The sequence below is a fragment of the Brevundimonas sp. Leaf363 genome, from assembly GCF_001424025.1.
Lineage (GTDB): Bacteria > Pseudomonadota > Alphaproteobacteria > Caulobacterales > Caulobacteraceae > Brevundimonas.
The window spans coordinates 347,513-360,333 of the sequence record NZ_LMPZ01000002.1 but is presented as its reverse complement, the minus strand read 5'-3'; the positions used below and the strand labels follow the sequence as shown (position 1 = coordinate 360,333).

Annotated in this window: 11 protein-coding genes; 8 read left to right on the top strand and 3 right to left on the bottom strand. The window is 69.5% G+C overall.

Annotated elements, in window-relative coordinates:
• Positions 1–57: 57 nt before the first annotated feature.
• The 4 genes from ASG17_RS04775 (at position 58) to ASG17_RS04760 (ending at position 4,849) form a co-directional block, all read left to right on the top strand.
• The gene (locus ASG17_RS04775; protein WP_056099901.1) at positions 58–1,248 is read left to right on the top strand and encodes a winged helix-turn-helix domain-containing protein; all 1,191 of its coding nucleotides are present in this window, start codon (positions 58–60) and stop codon (positions 1,246–1,248) included.
• A gap of 228 nt (positions 1,249–1,476) precedes the next feature.
• Positions 1,477–2,028 (top strand): TetR/AcrR family transcriptional regulator, encoded by a 552-nt coding sequence (locus ASG17_RS04770; RefSeq protein WP_056099898.1) that lies wholly within the window; start codon positions 1,477–1,479, stop codon positions 2,026–2,028.
• Positions 2,025–3,725 carry an MFS transporter gene (locus ASG17_RS04765; RefSeq protein WP_056099896.1) on the top strand — a complete coding sequence of 567 codons (1,701 nt, stop codon included), beginning with the start codon at positions 2,025–2,027 and terminating at the stop codon, positions 3,723–3,725. Before ASG17_RS04770 ends, ASG17_RS04765 begins: the two co-directional genes overlap by 4 nt.
• Before the next feature lie 17 nt (positions 3,726–3,742).
• Positions 3,743–4,849, top strand: a complete 1,107-nt coding sequence (locus ASG17_RS04760; protein WP_082496117.1) for an HlyD family secretion protein — start codon at positions 3,743–3,745, stop codon at positions 4,847–4,849.
• Between the two features lie 169 nt (positions 4,850–5,018).
• Here ASG17_RS04760 and ASG17_RS04755 read toward each other — a convergent pair whose 3' ends face one another.
• Together ASG17_RS04755 and ASG17_RS04750 are read right to left on the bottom strand one after the other, a co-directional pair.
• On the bottom strand, positions 5,019–6,695 hold the full coding sequence (locus ASG17_RS04755; RefSeq protein WP_235560358.1) for a cation acetate symporter: 1,677 nt from the start codon (positions 6,693–6,695) through the stop codon (positions 5,019–5,021).
• 23 nt (positions 6,696–6,718) lie between these two features.
• Positions 6,719–7,039: a DUF485 domain-containing protein gene (locus tag ASG17_RS04750; RefSeq protein WP_056099886.1), complete on the bottom strand. Its 321-nt coding sequence runs from the start codon at positions 7,037–7,039 to the stop codon at positions 6,719–6,721.
• Between the two features lie 129 nt (positions 7,040–7,168).
• Here ASG17_RS04750 and ASG17_RS04745 point away from each other — a divergent pair, with 129 nt between their 5' ends.
• Positions 7,169–7,615 carry an endonuclease domain-containing protein gene (locus ASG17_RS04745; protein ID WP_235560357.1) on the top strand — a complete coding sequence of 149 codons (447 nt, stop codon included), beginning with the start codon at positions 7,169–7,171 and terminating at the stop codon, positions 7,613–7,615.
• Here the strand turns inward: ASG17_RS04745 and ASG17_RS04740 are convergent.
• Positions 7,612–9,111, bottom strand: coding sequence for an aldehyde dehydrogenase family protein (locus ASG17_RS04740; protein WP_056099883.1), 1,500 nt, complete (start codon positions 9,109–9,111; stop codon positions 7,612–7,614). The genes ASG17_RS04745 and ASG17_RS04740 overlap by 4 nt on opposite strands.
• A 121-nt stretch (positions 9,112–9,232) precedes the next feature.
• Between ASG17_RS04740 and ASG17_RS04735 the strand changes: the two genes are divergently transcribed.
• The 3 genes from ASG17_RS04735 (at position 9,233) to ASG17_RS04725 (ending at position 12,809) form a co-directional block, all read left to right on the top strand.
• Positions 9,233–9,646: a CBS domain-containing protein gene (locus ASG17_RS04735; protein WP_056099881.1), complete on the top strand. Its 414-nt coding sequence runs from the start codon at positions 9,233–9,235 to the stop codon at positions 9,644–9,646.
• A 77-nt stretch (positions 9,647–9,723) separates the two neighbouring features.
• Positions 9,724–10,290, top strand: coding sequence for a hypothetical protein (locus ASG17_RS04730; RefSeq protein WP_056099878.1), 567 nt, complete (start codon positions 9,724–9,726; stop codon positions 10,288–10,290).
• Between the two features lie 74 nt (positions 10,291–10,364).
• Entirely contained in the window at positions 10,365–12,809 is a 2,445-nt protein-coding gene (locus ASG17_RS04725; RefSeq protein ID WP_056099875.1) for an ATP-binding protein, read from the top strand.
• The last annotated feature ends 12 nt before the right edge of the window (positions 12,810–12,821 follow it).

The following is a 12,821-nucleotide window of genomic DNA, read 5'->3' as shown; positions in this document are numbered from 1 at the left end:
GCTCTTGGAGCCTCAAGCCCTCTCCCGCCGGGAGAGGGAAGGCGTCATTCTGAGCGTATGGACTCGCTCTCCCCCGCCGCCGCCCGTCGTATCGCCCTCGCCGCTCAGGGCTTCGGCCGTCCGCGTCCTGACACGCCTACCGCCCGCCACGTCCGCGACATCGCCCGCCGCCTCGGCGTCATCCAGATCGACAGCGTCAACGTCGTCAGCCGAACCCACTACCTACCCGCCTTTTCCCGCCTCGGCGCCTACCCCCGCGAAGCGCTGGAGGCAGAGGCCTGGGGCAAGCGTCGCACCCTCTTCGAATACTGGGGCCACGAGGCCTCCCTCCTTCCCCTCGAACTCCAGCCCCTGTTCCGCTGGCGCATGGAGCGCGCGCGCGACGGGGCCATGTGGACCGGCCTCAGCCGCTTCGGGCGCGAGCGCCGCGATTACATCGATACGGTCTTGTCCGAGATCGAGCAGCGTGGGCCGGTTACCGGTGCCGACTTCGCCCCCGACACGCCGCGCGGCGCCCCCGGCTGGTGGTCGTGGTCGGACGGCAAGCGGGCGCTGGAGTGGCTGTTCTGGGCCGGCTTCATCACCACCGTGACGCGCCGGGGCTTCGAGCGCGTCTATGACATCCCCGAGCGCGCCCTGCCCGCCCGTATCCTCGACATCGCGACGCCCAGTGAGGCCGACGCCCAGCGCGAACTGGTCCGCATCGCCGCGCGCGCCATGGGCGTGGCGACCGAGGTCGACTTGCGTGACTACTTCCGCCTGCCCGTCGCAGACGCCAGGGCCCGCGTCGCCGAATTGGTCGAGGCCGGCGAGCTGACGCCTGTAACGATCAAGGGCTGGCGCCACACGGCTTATCTGGCGCCCGGCGCCCGCCGTCCACGCAAGGTCGAGGGGGCGGCGCTGCTGTCGCCGTTCGACAACCTGATCTGGGCCCGCGACCGCACCGAGCGCCTGTTCGGCGTGCGGGTCCGGCTGGAAATCTACACCCCGGCCCACAGGCGGACGCACGGCTACTACGTCCTGCCGTTCCTGGAGGACGAGGCGATTACCGCGCGTGTGGACCTGAAGTCGGACCGGCAGGCGGGTGTGCTGCGGGTGCAGGCTGCGTGGGCCGAGCCGGATGTGACGGCGGACACGGCGGCAAGTTTAGCGGGGGAGCTGAAGTTGATGGCGGGGTGGCTGGGGTTAGGCGAAGTCGCCGTCACCGGACCGGGGGATTTGGCGGGAGCGTTGGCCCAAGAACTGTAACCCTCTCCCAGAGGGAGAGGACTTGAGGCTCCAAGAGCGAAGCGATTGGAACAGCCGAAAGGGTGAGGGGTGCGCCCTGTCCGGTAACCCTTCACCCCTCACCCTTTCGCGCAAGACTGATCGCCTTCGGCTCTCAGGCGCTAAAAGCCCTCTCCCTCTGGGAGAGGGATAAGCCGCTTGACCCTCCCCTTGAACAAGTGGACACGCATGTCCACTTAACGCTCCGTCATGGACAAGCCTCTTCGCAAGGATGCCGCCCTCCGCCGTTCGGCCATTCTCGACGCCGCCCGCGCCGTGTTCGCCGAGGAGGGCATCGACGCGCCGCTCGACCGGATCGCAGAGCGCGCGGGCGTGGGACGCGCCACCCTGTATCGAAACTTCCCCGGCCGCACCGAGATCGCGCTGGCCGTGCTGATGGACGACGTGGCTGACCTCGGTGCGCGGTTCGAGGACGCCGACCACGACGAGGCCTTCATCGATTTCCTGACCGCCCTGTCCGAGCGGCTGGTCCGCAACACCGCTCTGGGCGGTGTCGTGCGCGCCGCGCCGTCTAACGAACTGCTGACGCCCCTGCGCGCCGCAATGCGCCAGGCCTGCGCCGGACCGATAAAGGTGTCTCAGGCCGCCGGCGTTATTCGCCCCGACCTGACGTCCGCTGACATGCGCGTGCTGTCGGCCATGCTGGGCGCGGGTCTGCACCAGGCCGCGCCGCGCGAACGCAACGCCATCGCCCGCCGCACGCTAGAACTTGTGATCGACGCCGTGAGGACGCGGCCATGAGCGGCAACCGTCGCAACTTCCATTTGCCCTGGGCCGACTACGTCCAGACGCTGCAGCCGCATGAGCGGCCGATGCTGCCCGGCTCGCCCGCGACGCCGGACCACGCGCCCGCCTACCGCGCCGCCTACGCCGCCGTCGGCCTGCTGGTCACCGCCACCGGCTCGATCGGCGCGGCCATGGTCAGCGCCAATACGCAGCAACTGGCCGGGGCATTGGGCGTCTCGACGACAGAGGCGGCCTGGCTGCCGGTCGTCTTCGTCATGACCAACGCCTGCATGAACCTGCTGCTGATCAAGTTCCGTCAGCAGTACGGCCTGCGTCTGTTCGCCCAGATCTTTCTGATCGCCTACGCCCTGATCGGCGTCGGCGCCCTGTTCTTCGAGGACTATGCCTCGACCCTGGCCGTGCGCGCCTTCGCCGGCATGGCCTCGGCGGCGCTGTCGTCGCTGGGCTTCCTCTACATCATCCAGGCCTTCCCCCAGCCGATCCGGCTGAAGGGTCTGATCCTAGCCATCGGCGCCTCCAGCCTGGCCCTGCCGGGTGTGCGCCTGTTCTCCAACCATCTGGTGGAGATATCCGACTGGACCGGCTTTCACGTCTTCGAGCTGGGGCTGTCGCTGCTGTCGCTGGCCGCCGTCTTCGCCCTGCGCCTGCCGCCGTCCGAGCGGATGAAGGCGTTCGATCCGCTGGACTTCGTCACCTTCGCCCTGTTCGCGCCGGGCATGGCGTTGCTTTGCGCCGTGCTGGGTCTGGGCCGCATCGTCTGGTGGACCGAGGCCGCCTGGATCGGCTGGGCCAGCGCCGGCTCCATCATCCTGCTGACCGCCGCCCTGGTGGTCGAGCTGAACCGCAAGACGCCCTTGATCAACCTGGGCTGGCTGACCGGCCCCGTCATGATCCGTCTGGCCCTGGCCATCGTCGGGGTGCGCATCGTCCTGTCGGAACAGACCTCGGGTGCGGTCGGCCTGTTGAGCCAACTCGGCGTCGGCCCGGACCAGATGCACGGCCTGTTCGCCATTGTCCTGATCGCCACCGCGGTCGGCAGCCTGACCAGCGCCCTGACCCTGAACATGGCCAAGCTGGACAAGCCGATCGCCATCGCGCTGGGCCTCATCGCCATCGGCACCTTCATCGACGCCCATTCCACGACCCTGACCCGCCCGGCCCAACTGTATTTCAGCCAGGCCCTGCTGGCCTTCGCCTCGGCCTTCTTCATCGGCCCGGCCCTGATGCAGGGCATCACCCAGGTGCTGCAAAAGGGCGCGCAGAACCTGGTCAGCTTCATCGTCGTCTTCGGCATCGGCCAGAACGTCGGCGGCCTGCTGGGCTCGGCCCTGGTCGGCACGATCGAGACGGTGCGCGAGAAATTCCACTCGAACCAGCTCAGCGAGGCCATCACCCTGGGCGACCCCCAGGTCGTCCTGCGCCTGCAACAGCTGTCGGGCGCATACGCCCGTGTCATCGGCGACCCGGCCCTGCGCACCGCCGAGGGTCAGATCCTGCTGCAACAGCAGATCACCCAGCAGGCCCACGTCCTGGCCTACAACGACGTCTTCCTGCTGATCAGCGCCTTCGCCGCCCTGGGCTGCGCCTGGGTGACGTTCCACCACTTCCGTCCGCGCCTTCAGGCCCGCTGGGCCGCGCGCCACCCCCACTCCGACGACCAAACGGCGGCCGCTGTCGCCGCCGTGGAATAGAGCCCCGAACGAAAGCCATGACCGACACCGCCCCCGCCCAACCCGCTTCAGCTACAGCCGCCGCACCCGCGACCCCGATGGCCGGCCCGCCGCGCAAGCGCGTGCTGGTCTCCATCCTGCTGATCGCCGTCGCCTTGATCGGCGTCCTGCTGGTTCTGTGGGCATGGAAACTGCCGCCCTTCACCAGCGGCGTTCAGCGCACCGATAACGCCTATGTGCGCGGTCAGGTGACCGTCATCGCGCCCCAGGTCTCGGGCTACGTCACCGCCGTCAACGTCCAGGACTTCCAGGCCGTCCGCCAGGGTCAGGTGCTGGCTGTCGTCGACGACCGCATCTATCGCCAGAAGCTGGAACAGGCCCAGGCCGTGCTGCACGCCGCCGAGGCGCAACTGGCCAACTCGGCCCAGAGCCAGACTTCCGCGCGCGGCTCGGTCGCCCAGACCGAGGCGACCATCGCCGGCGCCCAAGCCGCCGTCGCCAAGGCCCAGGCCGACTTCAACCGCACCCAGACCCTGTTCAACGGCGGCTGGGTCGCCCAGGCCCAGGTCGACGTCGCCCGCACCGCCCTGCGCGCCGCCCAGGCTCAGCTGGCCGCCGGCCAGGCGCAGGAGAGCATCGCCGAGACCGGCGTCACCTCCGCCGTCGTCGGCCGCGGCGCCTTGGAGGCCGCTGTCGAGAACGCTCGCGCCCAGGTCCATCTGGCCGAGATCGACCTGGCCAACACCCGCATCATCGCCCCGCGCGACGGACGGCTGGGTGAAGTCTCGGTGCGGCAGGGCCAGCAGGTCGCGGTCGGAACCCAAATGATGGCCATCGTTCCCGACGTCCTGTGGGTCACGGCCAACTATAAGGAGAACCAGCTGCCGAACATCCGCGTCGGCCAGCCGGTCGAACTGAAGGTCGACGCCCTGGGCGGACAGGTGCTGACAGGCCGCGTCGAACGCATCGCCCCGGCCACAGGCTCGGAGTTCAGCGTCATCCGCCCGGACAACGCGACAGGCAACTTCACCAAGGTGGCGCAGCGGGTGCCGGTGCGCATCCGCATCGACCCGGGGCAGGACGGGATGGACCGGTTGGCGCCAGGCCTCAGCGTCGTGGCGCGGGTGGATACGCGGGGACGCTAAGATCCTCCCCCGCTCTTCGCGGGGGAGGGGGACCGCGAAGGGGTGGAGGGGGCGAGGGCATCCACGCAGTCAGACGGCTGCCGCGGCGCCCCGCTTCCGCCCCCTCCACCGCAAGAGCGGTCCCCCTCCCCCGTTTCGCTTCGCTACACGGTGGAGGATCTGAAAGGCCTCAGTGATCGCTCGCTGCGAATGCGCCGAGCCCCGTTTCCGACCGCACCCGCTGCTCCTCGAACCCGGCGCGGTCGATCACCGCCCGCTGCCCGCGATCCAGCATCGACACCAGCCAGATGGTGAAGAAGGCCACCGGCACCGAGAAGATCGCCGCCGAGGCATAGGGGAAGATCGGCTCGGGATTCTCCAGCACCTTCACCCAGATGGCCGGCGACAGGACCGTCAGCACCGCCGCCGTCACCACGCCCACAAGCCCGCCGATGGTCGCGCCCCACGTGGTGCAGTCCTTCCACATCAGGCTCATCATCAGGACAGGGAAGTTGCCGGAAGCGGCCAGAGCGAAGGCCAGCGACACCATGAAGGCGACGTTCTGTTTCTCGAACAGGATCCCCAGCACGATGGCCACGGCGCCCAGCACCAGGGTCGTGATTCGCGACACCTGCAGCTCGGACTTGGTCCCCGCCGCCGACGGCTTGATCACCATGGCGTAGAGGTCGTGCGACACCGCCGAGGCGCCCGACAACGTCAGTCCCGCCACCACCGCCAGGATGGTCGCGAAGGCCACGGCCGAAATGAAGCCCAGGAAGGCGTCGCCGCCGACCGCATGGGCCAGGTGGATCGCCGCCATGTTGCCGCCGCCTCGCAAGGCGCCCGCCGCGTCGAGATATCCCGGATTGGTCGCCACCAGCACGATGGCGCCGAACCCGATGATGAAGGTCAGCAGGTAGAAATAGCCGATCCAGGTGGTCGCCCACAGCACCGACTTGCGCGCCTCCTTGGCGTTCGGAACGGTGAAGAAGCGCATCAGGATATGCGGCAGGCCGGCGGTCCCGAACATCAGCGCCAGGCCCAGCGAGATCGCGGATATGGGGTCCTTGATGAAGCCGCCTGGCCCCATGATGGTTCGCCCGGCCGCGGCCGGATCGGCCGTTCCGTTGGCGGCGGCCAGGTTCGTCTTCACCTCGACCGCCCTTGCGAACAGGGCCTCCGGCGAGAAGCCGAACTGGGCCATGACCATGATGGCCATGAACGTCGCGCCGCTGAGCAGCATCACCGCCTTGATGATCTGGACCCAGGTCGTCGCCGTCATGCCGCCGAACATCACATAGGCCATCATCAGGACGCCCACGAGAATGACCGCATAGTTGTACGGCAGGCCGAACAGCAACTTGATCAGCTGACCCGCCCCCACCATCTGGGCGATCATGTAGAAGGCCACGACGAGCAGGGTGCTGATCGCCGCGAAGGTCCGAACCGGCCCCTGCGCGAAGCGGAACGAAGCCACGTCCGCGAAGGTGAAGCGCCCCAGGTTGCGGATCCGCTCGGCCATCAGGAACAGGATCATCGGCCATCCGACGAGGAAGCCGATCGAGTAGATCAGCCCGTCGTATCCGTCTGTGAAGATCTGGGCCGAAATGCCCAGGAAGGACGCCGCCGACATATAGTCCCCGGCGATCGCCAGCCCGTTGCGGAAGCCGCTGATGCCGCCGCCGGCGGTATAGAATTGGGCCGTCGTCTTGGTCTGAGAGGCGGCCCAGCGGGTGATGCCGAGCGTCAGCAGCACGAAGGCGCCGAACATGCCGATGGCGATCCAGTTGGTCGCCTGCTGCTGGGTCTCGCCCGTCAGCGCATCGGCCAAAGCCGGCCCGGCGATGACGGCCAGGGCCGCCGCCATGAAGAGCATCAACCGTCCGCGATTCATTGGGCGGCGTCCTCGAGAATTTCGCGGGTCAGGCGGTCAAAGCGGCTGTTGGCGCGCGCGACGTAGAAGGCGACGATGAGAATGGCGAAGACGATCAGCCCGAAGCCCGCCGGAATTCCCCAACTGGTCACGCCGCCGGCGAAGATGGGCTTGGCCAGCAGCGCCTTGTCGAAGGCGATCAGCAGCAGATAGGCGACGTAGAAGGCGAACATCACCGTCGCCAGCGTCCAGCCCAGCCGGCTGCGCTCTTTCACCAGCGCCCGATATTTCGGATTGTCCGCGATCCTGCGCCAGTGCGGCGCGCCCTGTTCACTCATCTCGACTCCCGTGCCGGACTACCGCCAGCTTCGCCGCGATAGGGCCATCGGCCGGGCGCGGACGCAAGGGAAACGTCTGAGTTTTCGGCCCTAGATCCTTCCCCATGGGGGGAGGGGGGCCGCGAAGCGGTGGAGGGGGCTCGCAGCAAGCGCAACCTGTGCGATCATCCCTGCGTGGATGCCCCAAAGCCGACCATCGACCGCGCCCGCGACCTCCGTCGCAAACTCACCCTGCCCGAGGTTGTGCTGTGGACCGCGATCCGTGGGAGCAAGGTCGGCGGCGCCCGCTTCCGACGTCAGCATCCCGTCGGCCCCTACATCCTCGACTTCTATTGCGACGCGCTGAAGCTGGCGCTCGAGGTCGACGGCGAAGGCCATGAACGACCGGATCAGGCGCGCGCGGACATTGCGCGCGACGCATGGCTAGGCGCGCGCGGAATCGAGGTCTGGCGCATTCCCGCCCGCGACGTGCTTCAGGATCTGGCCGAGGTGGTCGAGCGGATCGAGCGGCGCGTTCGCCGCGAGCCCCCTCCACCCCTTCGGGGTCCCCCTCCCCCAATGGGTGAGGATCTTTAGAGATCGAACCTGACCCCCTGCGCCAGGGGCAGGGCGCCGGAGAAGTTCACCGTCTGGGTCTGCCTGCGCATATACGCCTTCCACGCATCCGAACCCGACTCTCGCCCGCCGCCCGTCTCCTTCTCGCCGCCGAACGCCCCGCCGATCTCGGCGCCGGAGGGCCCGATGTTGACGTTGGCGATGCCGCAGTCCGAGCCCCAGGCCGACAAAAAGCCCTCGGCTTCCGACACCCGATCGGTGAAGACGCACGACGACAGCCCCTGCGGCGCCGCGTTCTGCATCGCCACGGCCTCGTCGAAGTCGCGCCACGTCATGACATAGAGGATCGGCGCGAAGGTCTCCGTCATCACCACTGGCGTCTGGCCTGGCATGCGCACGATGGCCGGCCGCACATAGACGCCCGCCTCGCCCTCGCGACCGCCGCCGATCAGGACCTCGCCGCCCTCGGCGGCCGCCTGCGCCAGCGCCGCATCGAAGGCCGCCCCCGCCGCCTCATCGATCAGCGGCCCGACCAGTGTGCCCGCCTCGCGCGGATCGCCGATGGGCAGGCTGCCGTAGGCGGCGACCAGCCGGGCCAGCAGCGCCTCGGCCACATCCTCATGCACCAGCAGGCGCCGCAGCGTCGTGCACCGCTGGCCCGCCGTGCCCACGGCCGAAAACGCCACCGCCCGCACCGCGAGCTCCAAGTCCGCGCTCGGCGTCACGATCATGGCGTTGTTGCCGCCCAGTTCGAGCAGGCTGCGCCCCAGCCGCCCGGCCACGGTCGTCGCCACCGCCTTGCCCATTCGGGTCGACCCGGTCGCCGAGATCAGCGGCACGCGCACGTCCGCCGCCAGCACCTCGCCCACCTCGCGCCCGCCGATCAGAACCTGCGCCAGCCCCTCGGGCGCGTCCCCGAACCGGGCTGCGGCCCGCTCGAACACCGCCATGACGCCCAGCGCCGTCAGCGGCGTCTTCTCCGACGGCTTCCAGATCACCGGGTCGCCGCACACCAGCGCCAGCGCCGCGTTCCACGCCCAGACCGCGACCGGGAAGTTGAACGCGGTGACGATCCCCACCGGCCCCAGCGGCTGCCACGTCTCGCGCATATGGTGCCCGGGCCGTTCGCTGGGCAGGGTCAGGCCATACAGCTGCCGCGACAGGCCGACGGCGAAGTCGCAGATGTCGATCATCTCCTGCACCTCGCCCAGCCCCTCGGACAGGACCTTCCCCGCCTCCAGCGTCACCAGCCGCCCCAGGTCGTCCTTCGACGCCCGCAGCTCCTCGCCGAGCAGCCGAACCAGCTCCCCTCGCCGCGGGGCCGGAACCCGCCGCCAGGCCTCGAAAGCGGCGACCGACCGCGCGACCGCAGCCTCCACCGCGCCCACGGTCGTCTCGGCCACATGGCCCAGGAGGGCCCCATCGATGGGCGAACTCACCGCCAGTCCGCCTTCGGCCCACGGATCGACGCCCAGACGCGTCAGCGTGGCGCGGATGTCGTCGGTGGGCGTGGTCATGGGCGTTTCCTCAATGCGGCGACGCTTCTAGGCCCACGGCGCGCATGGGGAAATGGCGGCCGCCGGAACTCCGTCCCCACCCCCCGCATTCTGCCGCCAGATTCACCGACAGGAGAGCCCCATGCGGATTCGCGACATCATGAGCAAGGACGTCCACGTCGCCCGGCCGGGCGACACGCTGCAGGAAGTGGCGGGGCGGATGAGCCAGGGCGATTTCGGCTTCATGCCGGTCGCGGACGGCGACAGCCTGATCGGGACCATCACCGACCGCGACATCACCGTGCGCGCGGTGGCCGGGGGCGCCGCGCCCTCGTCGCCGGTGGTCGAGTTCATCAGCCGCGATCCCTGGACCGTGCGCGATGACGAAGACCTGAAAACGGCCCTGGACCTGATGGGCACCCGCCAGGTGCGCCGCGCGCCGGTGCTGGACAAGAACGGCCGGCTGGTCGGCGTGGTCTCACTGGGCGACCTGTCGACGCGCGTGAAGGAAAAGTACACCGGCGAGACGCTGGAAGACATTTCCCGCCCCGACTGACGCGTTAACCCTCCCCAAGAACGCGTCGTTCACGGCCTGTGGGCCAGTCTCGCTCCGAATACGGGAGGCTGGCCCAGATGGCGCGCGCACAATTCCAGAAAGGCCAGAAGGTCTGGGTCGAATGCGTCGGCGCCTGGGCCCATATCGAGAAGGTGCAGCCCGTCTGGGCCAAGGGCTTCGACGAGCCGGTGCGGGTAACCTACGACGTGGGTCTGGGCCGCGAATTTCTGGCCAACGAACTGGCCTTGCCGGCCGATGAGGTCGCCACCGCTGCAGGCATGGGCGAGTGGCGCCTGCTCCGCGCGCGCAACAAGTGGCAACAGGCCGACGACTGCCCGCATCACCCCTTCCCCGGCACCTATCCGGTCGTCGTGACGGACGACGCCGACTGGGGCGGCTGGCGGGTGCCGGGGGCCGAATACGATCGCGATCCCGACCGCATGGAGCTGCAGGCGCGCCTGATCGCCGCCGCGCCTCGTCTGATGGCCCTGGCCGAGGCGCTGATCGAAGTAGTGTCCGAAAGCCCCGACGATGCGCCTCCCGTGATGCTGGATCTGGCCCGCCAGGCGCGCGCCGCGCTGAGCGACGTCACCGAGACGGTCGCCTCGCCATCCACAGTGTCGGTGGCGCGAAAGGCGGCCTGATCTCGGCAAGCCTCGACACGAATCCGCGACGCAGCCTAGATTCGCCTGTTCGCTGGATCGTCGGGAGATCGCCCTTGCCGGGCACTGAGCGCCGTGTCGCCATGCCGGGTCGCCGGGCCGCCGATCGGCGGACGCGCACCAATGACTGGGTGCGCGTGCTGCTCCTCGTCGCGGCGTTGGGCGTGTCGGCCTATGTGCTGCTGGTCGCGCGTGGCCTGTCTCTGCCCATTCGCGAAGCGGACGCCCTGCGTGAAGCCGCGTTGCAGCAGAACGCTCGCCTGCTGGCCGCCGAGACCCGCGCCAGGCTGGCCCCCGTTGATGCCGCGCTGAAGACCGCGTCCGCCGCGCTGGGCCGGGACGCCGGTGCGCCCCTGGCGGCGCTGGAGCTGGCCCGCGCCACCGCGCCCGAGGCCGCCTTCGCCTTAATCGGCGTCGATGGCGAAGCGCAGGCGGTGCTGGGCGCGCCGGCCGAAGCCTTCCGCGCCCGCCGTCCCGAAGCCGCCGGTCCCGTCCCCGCCGCGACGCGTGACGGCAAGGCCCTGCTGGTCACAGTGGGAAGCGAGCCGCGCATCGTCGCTCGCATACCTGTCGGCGCCTTGTCGGGGGAGGGCGACGCGCGCCTGGCCCTGGCCAGCGCCTCCGAAGGCGTCGTCGCAGCCGCCGCGCCGGGCCTGTTGGGCCAGACTTCCATGGCCGCGTTCGGCCTGGACCTCCCGGAGTTGCGCACCCAGACAGCGCCCCGCGCGGTGAAGGGCGGCGTCGTGGCCGCCGCGCCTGTGGGGGACACCGGCCTGACGGCGGTCGCCGTCGCGCCCGCTCCCAGCGGCGCGGCCGCCCTGTTGAACGACGCCTGGGTGCTGGGCGCGCCCCTGGCCGTCGGTGTGGTGGTCATGCTTCTGATGCTGCTGTCCGCCTGGCGACGGGGCCGGTCGCGCGTGCAGTGGGCCGCCTCCGAGAACCGCTTCCGCGTCGCCGTCGAGGCCGCACGCTGCGGCGTCTGGGAGTGGGACCTGCAAGGCGAGACCGTCACCGTCTCCGACTTCATGGCCGAGATGCTGGGCCTGCCGAAGGGCGGCGCCATCGCGGCCGACGCCGTCATGGCCCGCATCCATCCGCGCTATCGCCCGGAAGTCGAGCATGCGTTGAGCCAGGCCTCCACCTTCGGCGCCTTCGAGGTCACCTTCCCCGTCGCCGCGCCCGACGGCCGCGCCCGATGGATCGACGCGCGGGGCCAGGCGCGGGGTGCGCGCGGCGACGCCGGCTTCTCCGAGATCCTGGGCGTTGCGCTGGATATCACCGAGGCCCGGCGCGCCAAGGCCGCCGCACAGGCCGCCGAAAGCCGCCTGCGCGACGGGGTGGAAAGCATCTCCGACGCCTTTGTCCTGTTCGATCGCCAGGGGCGGCTGCTGCTGTGCAATCAGGCCTTCGTGGACGCTTTCAACTATGAGCCGGAGATGGTTCGGCGGGGGGCGATGAAGGACGAGCTGAACCGCATCGCCGCCCTGGCCATCCGTCACGACCAGGCCGCGGCGGGCGGCCGCGCCGGGGCCCGCGAAGTCGAGCTACAGGACGGGCGCTGGCTGCAGCTTTCCGAGCGCTTCACCTCGGATGGCGGCTCGGTCGTCACCGCCGCGGACATCACCGACATCAAGCACCAGGAGGCCGAACGCCAACGCGCCGCAGACGCCCTGCGGCTGACTGTCGAACAGCTGGAGGCCAGCCAGGAAAAGCTGTCGCTGCTGGCCCGCAAGTACGAGGTCGCCATGACCCGCGCCGAGGCCGCCAACCAGGCCAAGAGCGAGTTCCTGGCCAATATGAGCCACGAGCTTCGCACGCCGCTGAACGCGATCAACGGCTTCTCGGAGATCATGGCGGGCGAGATGTTCGGGCCGCTGGGGGACCAGCGGTACAAGGGCTATGCCGCCGACATCCTGAAGTCGGGCCAGCATCTGCTCAGCCTGATCAACGACATTCTCGACATGGCCAAGATCGAGGCGGGCAAGCACGTCCTGCACTACGAACCCGTGTCGTTGCAGGAGATCAGCGAGGACGCCATCCGCCTGATGCGAGGCAAGGTGCAGGAGGCGGGCCTGGTCCTGTCGCTGGAAGCCGCCGACGACGTGCCCGAGATCGAGGCCGATCATCGCGGCTGCAAGCAGGTCATGCTCAACCTGATCTCCAACGCGATCAAGTTCACGCCGGAGGGGGGCGAGATCGTCGTGCGGCTGACCCGGCCGGACGTGGACTATGTACGGGTCGCCGTCGCCGACACGGGCATCGGCATCGCGGCCGAGGATCTGGCGCGTCTGGCCCGGCCGTTCGAGCAGGTCGAGAACCAGCACTCCAAGACGACGCAAGGCACCGGCCTGGGCCTGTCGCTGACCAAATCCCTGATCGAGATGCACGGCGGGGCGCTGGCGATGGATTCGGAGCCCGGTCGCGGCACCACCGTCAGCTTCGACCTGCCGATTCACCGCTCCGTCCCAGCCGCCGCGGAGCCCCATCGCAAGGCGGCCTGACAGCCATACGGT

What these genes read in the sequence shown, in the direction of transcription:
- ASG17_RS04760 (WP_082496117.1), top strand. Translation starts at nt 3,743, where the DNA reads ATGACCGACACCGCCCCCGCCCAACCCGCTTCAGCTACAGCCGCCGCA.
- ASG17_RS04755 (WP_235560358.1), bottom strand. Translation starts at nt 6,695, where the DNA reads ATGGCGGCGGCCCTGGCCGTCATCGCCGGGCCGGCTTTGGCCGATGCG.
- ASG17_RS04775 (WP_056099901.1), top strand. Translation starts at nt 58, where the DNA reads ATGGACTCGCTCTCCCCCGCCGCCGCCCGTCGTATCGCCCTCGCCGCT.
- ASG17_RS04740 (WP_056099883.1), bottom strand. Translation starts at nt 9,111, where the DNA reads ATGACCACGCCCACCGACGACATCCGCGCCACGCTGACGCGTCTGGGC.
- ASG17_RS04765 (WP_056099896.1), top strand. Translation starts at nt 2,025, where the DNA reads ATGAGCGGCAACCGTCGCAACTTCCATTTGCCCTGGGCCGACTACGTC.
- ASG17_RS04735 (WP_056099881.1), top strand. Translation starts at nt 9,233, where the DNA reads ATGCGGATTCGCGACATCATGAGCAAGGACGTCCACGTCGCCCGGCCG.
- ASG17_RS04750 (WP_056099886.1), bottom strand. Translation starts at nt 7,039, where the DNA reads ATGAGTGAACAGGGCGCGCCGCACTGGCGCAGGATCGCGGACAATCCG.
- ASG17_RS04770 (WP_056099898.1), top strand. Translation starts at nt 1,477, where the DNA reads ATGGACAAGCCTCTTCGCAAGGATGCCGCCCTCCGCCGTTCGGCCATT.
- ASG17_RS04730 (WP_056099878.1), top strand. Translation starts at nt 9,724, where the DNA reads ATGGCGCGCGCACAATTCCAGAAAGGCCAGAAGGTCTGGGTCGAATGC.